The 6,885-nt window shown below is 32.6% G+C and carries 7 protein-coding genes and 1 pseudogene; 5 read left to right on the top strand and 3 right to left on the bottom strand.

Annotated features, from left to right (window positions below):
* Positions 1-213, bottom strand: a pseudogene (locus tag BUB63_RS12510) (IS21 family transposase); the annotation flags it as partial.
* Positions 214-370: 157 nt separating this feature from the next.
* Positions 371-958, bottom strand: coding sequence for a cytochrome b5 domain-containing protein (locus BUB63_RS12505; protein ID WP_073250263.1), 588 nt, complete (start codon positions 956-958; stop codon positions 371-373).
* A 137-nt stretch (positions 959-1,095) separates the two neighbouring features.
* Between BUB63_RS12505 and BUB63_RS12500 the strand changes: the two genes are divergently transcribed.
* On the top strand, positions 1,096-1,503 hold the full coding sequence (locus tag BUB63_RS12500; RefSeq protein ID WP_073250260.1) for a hypothetical protein: 408 nt from the start codon (positions 1,096-1,098) through the stop codon (positions 1,501-1,503).
* A 328-nt stretch (positions 1,504-1,831) separates the two neighbouring features.
* Here BUB63_RS12500 and BUB63_RS12495 read toward each other — a convergent pair whose 3' ends face one another.
* Positions 1,832-2,674 carry a DegV family protein gene (locus BUB63_RS12495; RefSeq protein ID WP_027308752.1) on the bottom strand — a complete coding sequence of 281 codons (843 nt, stop codon included), beginning with the start codon at positions 2,672-2,674 and terminating at the stop codon, positions 1,832-1,834.
* Positions 2,675-2,845: 171 nt separating this feature from the next.
* On the opposite strand from BUB63_RS12495, the gene BUB63_RS12490 reads away from it, so the two are divergent.
* From BUB63_RS12490 to BUB63_RS12475, 4 genes are all read left to right on the top strand, one after another.
* Positions 2,846-4,177, top strand: a complete 1,332-nt coding sequence (locus tag BUB63_RS12490; protein WP_073250257.1) for a tetratricopeptide repeat protein — start codon at positions 2,846-2,848, stop codon at positions 4,175-4,177.
* 126 nt (positions 4,178-4,303) lie between these two features.
* Positions 4,304-4,960, top strand: coding sequence for an acetate CoA-transferase subunit alpha (gene atoD / locus BUB63_RS12485; RefSeq protein WP_073250255.1), 657 nt, complete (start codon positions 4,304-4,306; stop codon positions 4,958-4,960).
* Positions 4,957-5,619, top strand: a complete 663-nt coding sequence (locus BUB63_RS12480) for a 3-oxoacid CoA-transferase subunit B (protein ID WP_159431478.1) — start codon at positions 4,957-4,959, stop codon at positions 5,617-5,619. The genes atoD and BUB63_RS12480 overlap by 4 nt, the downstream gene beginning before the upstream one ends.
* Positions 5,620-5,728: 109 nt before the next feature.
* A complete protein-coding gene (locus tag BUB63_RS12475; RefSeq protein ID WP_073250252.1) occupies positions 5,729-6,628 on the top strand; it encodes a DUF362 domain-containing protein in 900 nt (299 codons plus the stop codon).
* Positions 6,629-6,885 lie beyond the last annotated feature (257 nt).

The raw sequence follows: 6,885 nt of genomic DNA, 5'->3' as shown, positions 1-6,885 counted from the left end.
AGTAGTTCCTTTAATTGCAAGCTTCGCTTTTATTTCATCAAAATACTTGTCCAATTTACTTGTTTTATTTTTAGTTTTTGGTTTTCCCTCATACCCTTCAAAATATTTCTTTACAGTTCTTCTATCCATCCCATATTCTCTTGCAAGTTCTGAAAAATTAGGCTTTAGTTCCATAGCTTTTAATATATTTAATTGAGCTATTATATTCATCATATTTGGTATCCCTCCCATTAAGAAGGATACCAAATACTTGTACAATTTTGTACATTTTTATTTTCCACTTTTCGTACATTTTGATTTTATCATTTACACTTTAGCTAACAAGTAGGTTTGTAAAACAATCTGAATAAGGTCAATAGGCCTTATTTCTTTATTTTAGTTTACCAACTGGTGTGAGTTTTGATAGGATAGCTTCTTTATTATCGTGGCAGCTATTTATCTCCTCTGTTAAATCGCGTCCTGCCACAAGTCCAAAATGCACCCCATCAAGCCAAGTTTTATTTTTTGTAACGTCATAAATAATTCCATCTATTGCAACATAAGCAGGGTTTCCATTTGAACCATCAAATTTCAATAATTCATCCTTTGTTAAAATTAGCTCGGCTCTTTCATCTTTAATTATTTCCTTAATTAAATTACATTTTATATTTATAAGTTTAGTTACTAATTCCTTTGTGTTATCATCTTCTCCCCTTAATATTTCTGTATAAATAGAAATATCATCAATTAAGGTAATAATGGCTTCTTCTTTGTTTTTTCGTTCAAAATGGGGTTCATCAATTTCGATGTTTATGTCGTATTGTGAGAGTAACTTTGCTAAGTTAAGTAGAATATAACTGTGTTCTATAGATATGTTTTTCATATCTATTCCCCTTTTGTCCATTGTAAAGAGGATATTTGAAGTATTTTTTTCTCTATTTATTATGTTAATTAGTGAGGATATTTTTTGTATATCCATACTACACCTCCAATAAAACTTCTATCATATTAAAATATGAAAAAAATATTGAAAATAGAATAGTAATATTCTTTTTGGTTGAAAACTATTAATATATTGTGATATTATTAGATTTGTGCTAATTGGAGGTGTGACAGGTGATAAAGGTAGCAGTTGAAAGTTTAGACTTAGTAAATAGAATAGAAAATGTTTTAAGGGGAAGAAAAAATCTTATGTTCTATGATGGAAAAAGAGATGGGCTTGATGAGAATGTAGCCTTTAAATATTTTTATTCAAGTCCTAAGAATGCACTGGACTTTATAAATGTTGATATATTTGAAAGTCCTAAAGACAGTCTTTTTGGTGTAATAAATGTAATAATGGATTATGATGGTGGTTACGAAGAATGTAGCAGTGATTATGGAAATATCACAGTAGAAAAACTACAAATTAGAGGCGTTGATAAAATAAAAGTGGAGCTTTTATTAAATAAATGTGGTATTACAAATATAGAGAATGCAATAGAGTTTTTTGAAGGATACATATTTAATAAGACTTTGATATAAAAAAGCCTTGAGAAATCAAGGCTCAGGCTGCTGAAAAGTTATATATTGATTAGCCCCAAGAAGGATTTTAAGGCATTCGTTCATTTCGCAAAGCAATTCTAAGCTTTTCTTTGTTTGAAAAAGTCCTACCCTCGCGATGCCATCGTCCTGATGGCCTCTCGGCTCGGCACGTCCTGTGCCGAATTACGGACTTTTACAAAGTCGAAAACCTAAGAATTGCTAATGCTCATGAAAGAGCCTATTGAAATCCTTTCTTGGGGCTTTTTCAGATTTTAGCTAACAAACAGGTTTGTCAATAATCTGAGCTTTGAGTTATCAAGGCTTTTTTTTATACCGGCATAAACACAAGTCCAATAAGTCCTGGGCCTGAGTGAACTAAAAGAGCAGGGCTTATTTGACTGATTATTATATCCTCAATATTTCCAAGAGATTTTATCTTTTCTGCATATTTTAAAGCTTCCTCTTTAACACATCCGTGGGGTATTCCAACTAAATATTTTCCATTATCTATAACTGCCTTAAGTTCATCCAACATCCTATCAAGTGCTTGATTCTTGCCGCGGGCCTTATTAAAGGTAAAATATTTACCATTTTCATCAACAGATATAATGGGCTTTATATTTAAAAGGCTTCCTATTGCGGCTGTAACACGTCCTATTCTTCCACCCTTTTTAAGGTATTCAAGGGTATCTACTATAAAATATCCTTTAACCTGTTCTCTTACTGAGTATAATTTATCTATAATTTCATTAAAGGATAGTTTTTGCTGTATCAATTTTGCAGCCTGTAGAACTATAAATCCAAGTCCTAAAGAGAGTATCTTTGAATCAAAAACTTCAACTACCATATCCTGAATTTCACTTGTAATCATTTTAAACATATTGTAAGTTCCGCTAAGGCCAGATGATATTGTAATTATTATGCAGTGAGTATATCCTTCCTTCTTTAGGGATTCTATTTTATTTAAAACATCACTTGGTGATGGCATAGATGTTTTTGGGATTTCCACATCAAGATTTTTTGCCACTTCTTCCGGTGTGATATCTATACCGTCCTTGTATTCACGATTTGCATATATAACATTAAGAGGAATGACCTCAATGTTATTTTTAATCAGTATTTCCTTTGGTAAATCACATGAGCTGTCTGTGATCAGAGCAATCTTTTCCATAACATACCTCCAAATTATGTTTATGACTTTATTATATATCGTTTTTAATTTTTTAACAATTAATTTTAGTTAATTTTTGCTATAAATCAAGCCTAAATATCTGCTTTTATAGTATTATTTACAATTATTTTGGAAATAATGTAATTAAAAATGTTTAGGGTGGTGAAAAAAGTGACTGATAAGGAAAAGTTAATTGCCTTTGAAAAATATATGAGGGAAAAGGGATTAGAGGAAGAAACAATTGAATTTAATCTTCTTGTGGTTAAGCTTTTGATAAATAGGGTATTAGTGTATTTTAATGAAACTTTAGAGACAATAGATTCCTTCACATTTGAAGAGTTTACTGATATGGTGAGTGTTATAAATAGTGAGCTTGGAGGAAGAGATGGCATACCAAGGATGCTTAATGCAATGCTTGAACTTACTGAGTTTTTGAAGATTAATAAATTTATAAAGGGTGGCAAAATTGCCCACTATAAACGTATGTTTAATAATGCTGAATACTATTTAGAGAAATATGACAGATTGATGGGCAAGAGGGATGATACAAAGGATTTTATAAAGGAAATTACAACAAATAACTTTAGCAAGTTTGTTATAAGAAACTGTGAATACGTAAACAATTATGATTTTAAAACAATGATTTTATTAGAGAAGATACTAAATGATATACCCCTTGAGAGCTATGAAAAAAACGAAGAGACAGATATTTTTATTAAATTTTTAATTCAAAACAATTTGGTTTTTTATGATAAAAATATCATCGAGGTAACAAAGAAGGGAAGAGCTCTTTCAAGATTAGATATAGACGAAAGATATGCAGGAATTCTATACCTTATGCTCTTTAAAACAAACTGGGGGAATATTGTAGACAATTCCAATTTTGACATATTAAAAATTAGAGACATTTTAATAAGTATTTTTAATAAAAATAATGAAATTAAGATAAATGTAAATGAGATGATTAAGATAGATGAAAAAAATAGTCTAATAGAAATTGCAAGCGAAAGATTTAGACTTGCCAGCATTGAAGCAATGACAAAGGGAGGATGTATATTAGATTTATGTTTTGTTAATATGGGACTTATAGAAATTAGGGCTCATAATGGGTGTTTAATATATAAAGTCACAGAGCTTGGTAAGCAGGTATTAGGTAATTTATATAAGGATATGGTATATCAAATGAAGAGTAGAATTGAATCAATAAATATTGCAATAAGGGATAAAAAATATGAGAGGGCAGAAAAGAAAATTTTTGAGTTTTTAATGATTTATGGAGGAAACAATATCGTTTGGGACTATTTAGGCCAGCTTCTTATCTTTAATAAAAAATATGAAGAGGCCTATACTGTTTTAAAAAATGCCTATGAGAGTTCATCTAAAAGAGGCAGTGCAGTAAAAACCGTACTTTATCATTTGGTGTTGGTTGCAAGGAAATTAAAGCTCAAGGATGAGGTGCAAATTTACGAAACAAAGCTCAGTAATTTAGATAGAGTTAAGTAGATAAAGATAGGATTAGTAAAATAAAGAAATAAACTAAATTTTATGAAAATTTAAATATTATATTAATTGTTAAAGCTGCTATTTTTTTATATTATATAATTAGAATGGGGGTTATGGAGGTGGCGTATGAACAAGATTAAAAAGATTGATGAGGTTATGGAGCTAATTAAAGATGGTCAAACTATTATGTTTGGAGGTTTTTTAGGAGTAGGAACAGCAGAGACTATTGTAGATGCAATCGTAAAAAAGGGTGTAAAGGATTTGACTATTATTTGTAACGATACTGCCTTTGTAGATAAGGGTGTTGGAAAGCTTGTTGCAAATAGACAGGTGAAAAGGGCAATAGTATCTCATATTGGAACAAATCCTGAAACGGGAAGACAGATGAACTGTGGTGAAATGGAAGTTGAGCTTGTGCCACAGGGGACACTGGTGGAAAGGATTAGAGCCTATGGTGCAGGACTTGGCGGAGTTTTAACACCAACTGGTATTGGGACAGTAGTAGAGGAAGGAAAGACTGTACTTGAAATTGATGGCAAAAAGTATATATTAGAAAAACCCCTAAGGGCAGATATTGCAATATTAAAGGGTAGTAGGGTTGATAAAAAGGGTAACATATGGTATTCAAAGACTACAAGGAATTTTAACCCTATAATGGCAATGGCGGCTGATATAGTTATTGTTGAGGCAGAAAAGCTTGTGGAGGTTGGGGAAATAGAACCAGAAAATGTAGTAACTCCTCATATATTAGTTGATTATATTGTTGAGGGGGGAGAAAGATGATAGATAAGGAAAGAGTTAGAGAGGTTATAGCAAAGAGGGTTGCAAAGGAATTTAAGGATGGAGATGTTGTAAACTTAGGTATCGGTCTTCCAACAGAGGTTGCAAATTACATAGATAAGGATGTAGAGGTAATCCTTCAATCAGAAAATGGATTTATAGGGCTTGGGCCAGCACCAGAGGAGGGTAAAGAGGATAAAGACCTTGTTAATGCAGGAGCAAAATTTGTAACTATAAAAGAGGGTGGTGCCTGCTTTGACAGTGCAATGTCCTTTGCTATTATTAGAGGAGGGCACGTTGATGCAACTGTACTTGGAGCACTTCAGGTTGATGAAGAGGGAAACCTTGCAAACTGGATGATTCCAGGTAAGATGGTGCCTGGAATGGGTGGAGCTATGGATTTGGTTGTTGGTGCTAAAAGGGTTATTATTGCAATGGAACACACTGCAAAGGGTGCACCAAAGATTCTAAAAAAGTGTACTCTACCATTAACAGCAGCTAAAGAGGTTAATCTAATAGTAACTGAGATGGGAGTTATTGAGGTTACTGAAAAGGGACTTGTGCTTAAGGAGATTGCACCAGATACAACAGTTGAAGAGGTTCTTAGAGCTACAGAGGCAAATTTAATAATTTCTCCTGAACTTAAGGTTATGGAGGTATAATTTAATGGCAGTCATATCACTTATAACTTATTAAAGGGTGATATGATTGCTATTTTATTTTTTATAATAAAATTGTTATATTTGGTAAAAATAAATTGGGGTGATGTTAATGATTAGGAAAAAGAGACTTGAAAGTAATATAATTGGCATTGGAAAAAATCCTGATGAAAAGGCAGCACTTAGGGAGGCACTTGGGTATCTTCCAATTCAAAGTTTAGTAGATAATACAACTACAGTAACTATAATTGCAAACCTTGTAAATATAAACCCTCCAAATAAAGGAGTTGTTGTTGGAGGAGAAACGTTAAGGGAACTTATACGATACATTAAGTCCAAAAATCCAAAGAGGCTTGTAGTTGCAGGGGGAGCAGGAGGTGCCAATACGCTTGATGTACTAAAGTCCAATGGCTATGATGTTATTTTAAACCAAGAGCAGGTGGAGTTTATTGACTTAAACTTTGGAGAATATTTTGATTTAGAGCTACAGCACAGCATAGTAAAAAGCACCAAGATTAATAAAATAATAAAGGAATCAGATGTTTTAATCTCCTTTACGCAGCTTAAAGTACACGAAGAGGCAACTATGTCTGCCTCAATAAAGAATATGGCACTATCACTTCCACCAGCTGAAATACACGGTTATCCTAAAAAATCCCTTGGAATACACGAGGATTTGCACGGATTTATATATGCAATGGCAAAGGAGATACCAATTGATTTGGCAATTGTAAGCCTAAGTCCTGCTATGATTGGTACAGGGCCCTCAAAGGGTGTTGCAGTACATACTGATATGCTAATTGCTGGATTAGATGCAGTTGCTGTAGATACTATTTGTGCAAGGCTTCTTGGTTTTAGACCACAGGCGGTAAACTATCTTTTTAGGCTGATTAAAGATGGAATAGGACAGGCGAATTTTGACAACATTGACATAAAGGGTGTAAAGCTCATTGATGCAGAAAAAGCCTTCTCTAAGATTGCCTATGGAAGCGAGTTCTCTGTAGATGAATAATACAAAAGTGCCACCCAAGTGAAATGTGACATTTTCCATTTAGAACCATAAAAGTAATTTGTCTTTAAAGCAAATGTATGTTTGCTTAATTTTTAAATAGCCCTATGAAGGAATTTTATAAACTCCCTCCATAGGGCTTATCAATTAACATTTCAAAGCAATTGTAAATGATAAAATCAAAATGTACGAAAAGTGGAAAATAAAAATGTACAAAATTGTACAAGTATTTGGTATCCTTCTTAATGGGAGGGATACCA

Source organism: Caloramator proteoclasticus DSM 10124 (genome assembly GCF_900129265.1).
Classification (GTDB): Bacteria; Bacillota; Clostridia; order Clostridiales; family Caloramatoraceae; genus Thermobrachium; species Thermobrachium proteoclasticum.
Note: the sequence above shows the minus strand (reverse complement) of the source record. Positions and strands in the feature narration are given on the sequence as shown.